The organism is Actinoplanes sp. NPDC051633 (assembly GCF_040681735.1).
Classification (GTDB): Bacteria; Actinomycetota; Actinomycetes; order Mycobacteriales; family Micromonosporaceae; genus Actinoplanes.
Genome location: NZ_JBFAZH010001443.1, coordinates 1 through 1,724, shown reverse-complemented (window position 1 = coordinate 1,724; position 1,724 = coordinate 1). Strand labels below are relative to the sequence as shown.

General features: G+C 69.9%; 3 protein-coding genes. All 3 read right to left on the bottom strand.

The features are described from left to right. Window positions 1-257: 257 nt before the first annotated feature. Entirely contained in the window at window positions 258-947 is a 690-nt protein-coding gene (locus tag AB0M20_RS41890; protein WP_364306926.1) for a cation transporter, read from the bottom strand. Further along, window positions 944-1,300, bottom strand: a complete 357-nt coding sequence (locus AB0M20_RS41885) for a metalloregulator ArsR/SmtB family transcription factor (RefSeq protein WP_364306924.1) — start codon at window positions 1,298-1,300, stop codon at window positions 944-946. The genes AB0M20_RS41890 and AB0M20_RS41885 overlap by 4 nt, the downstream gene beginning before the upstream one ends. Window positions 1,301-1,339: 39 nt before the next feature. Continuing rightward, window positions 1,340-1,724 (bottom strand): nuclear transport factor 2 family protein (locus AB0M20_RS41880; RefSeq protein WP_364306923.1); only part of this gene is annotated, 385 nt, incomplete at its 5' end.

The window sequence follows — 1,724 nt, the reverse complement described above, 5'->3', positions numbered from 1 at the left end:
GCCCGGCCTGACCGGGTGAGGGCTACCCGGTCAGGCCGGCCAGCTTCGCCGTCAGCGAACGAGGCGGTAGCCCGCTCGCGTCACTGCTGAGTCGACGGCGTCATCGGCAACTCCAGCGAGGCTCGCAACAGTGACCGTGCCCGTAGCGACGTCCACACTGACGGCGCTGACGCCAGGGACCTCGGCGGGCTTTGCTGACTCGAGATGCGCACCCGCCGCACGTCATCCCGGCGACCTCGTAGTCGGTGCGGCCATGGTCAGCACCCGTCCTTGCAATCCGGCCCACAGCCGCACGCAGACCCTGTCGATGGAGCGGCGGCGACGGGTGCGCAGTCGTCGCATTGCTCGCCGCGCCACGCCTCGACGCCTTCCTTGACCGCTACCCCGGCGATCACCAGGGCGGCAATCGGGTCGGCCCAGGACCAGCCCAGCACTGCGTTGAGGACCAAGCCGGCCAGCAGTACGGCCGACAAGTAGGTGCACAACATGGTCTGGGTGGAGTCCGCCATTACGGTGGCCGAGCCGAGCTCGCGGCCGGTGCGCCGCTTGGCCCAGACCAGCAGCGGCATCGCGATCAGCGACGCCACAGCCAAGCCGATGCCGACCGGGCTGGCGTCAGCGTCACCGCCGCCGAGCAGCGACCGCACGGCGTCGACCGTGACCCAGGCAGCCAGAGCGAAGAACGACACGGCGATCAGCCGCAGCGCCAGGCGTTCCTTCGATTCCGGTACGCGAGAGCGGAACTGCCAGATGATGACAGCCGCGCTGGACACCTCCACGAACGAGTCCAGCCCGAAGCCGATCAACGCCGACGACGAGGCAACCGCGCCCGCGGCGATCGCCACGAGCCCCTCGAGCAGGTTGTAGCCCGCCGTGGCGTACGCCAGCCACAGACTCCGCTGCGACAACGCGGCCCGCCGCTCCGCCGTCAGCGCGGGAGCCGTCATGACTTCACCACCGCGACGGCTTGGCCGACCGGACCGCCGTAGACGGGGCACAGCGCGACCGCGTTTCCCGTCGCCGCCAAGACCGCCTCAGCCGAGCGCAGCAAGTCCATCAGCTCAGGCCGAGTGAGCGCGTAGAACGACTGCCGGCCGACCACACGGAAGTCGACCAGCCCGCAGTCACGCAGGCACGCCAGGTGCTTGGACACCGTGGACTGCGCCATGTCGAGCTCGCCGGTCAGGTCCACCACCCGGGCCTCGCCATGGGCCAGCCGATGAAGAATCGCCAGCCGCGTCGGGTCGCCCAACGACCGGAACAGCGCCACCATCGGATCGAGATCATGTGCGCAACTCATCGCCACAGAGCGATGATAGCGCTTCGTAGCGATGCCGTGCTAGCCCGTGGCCCCCCGGCGCGTCAACGCTGCGGTTAAGGCGGGCAGGCGGTCGAAGGCGCGGGCGGCAGCCACGTGGTCGACATAGTCGCGGGATTCGACGATCTCGCCGTCGCGGACCCGGACCACGAAGATGCAGGGCAGCGTGAACGCGCGGCCGTCAATCACGCCGGCGTACTGGAATTCGGAGATCACGACCTCGGGGTCGGACGTCACGTACACGTGGTCGTCAACGACGTCGTAGCGTTCCACGCCGGTGGGGTGGCCCCCGGCGGAGAAGTGCTCCCGCACCGCGTCCCGGCTGCGCAGCGGGGTGTCGCCGAGCGGGTGGAGCGGGTGGCGCACGTCGGTGCGCTCGGCGTAGCAGGCGGCCAGTTCGTCGAGC

What these genes read in the sequence shown, in the direction of transcription:
- AB0M20_RS41890 (WP_364306926.1), bottom strand. Translation starts at nt 947, where the DNA reads ATGACGGCTCCCGCGCTGACGGCGGAGCGGCGGGCCGCGTTGTCGCAG.
- AB0M20_RS41885 (WP_364306924.1), bottom strand. Translation starts at nt 1,300, where the DNA reads ATGAGTTGCGCACATGATCTCGATCCGATGGTGGCGCTGTTCCGGTCG.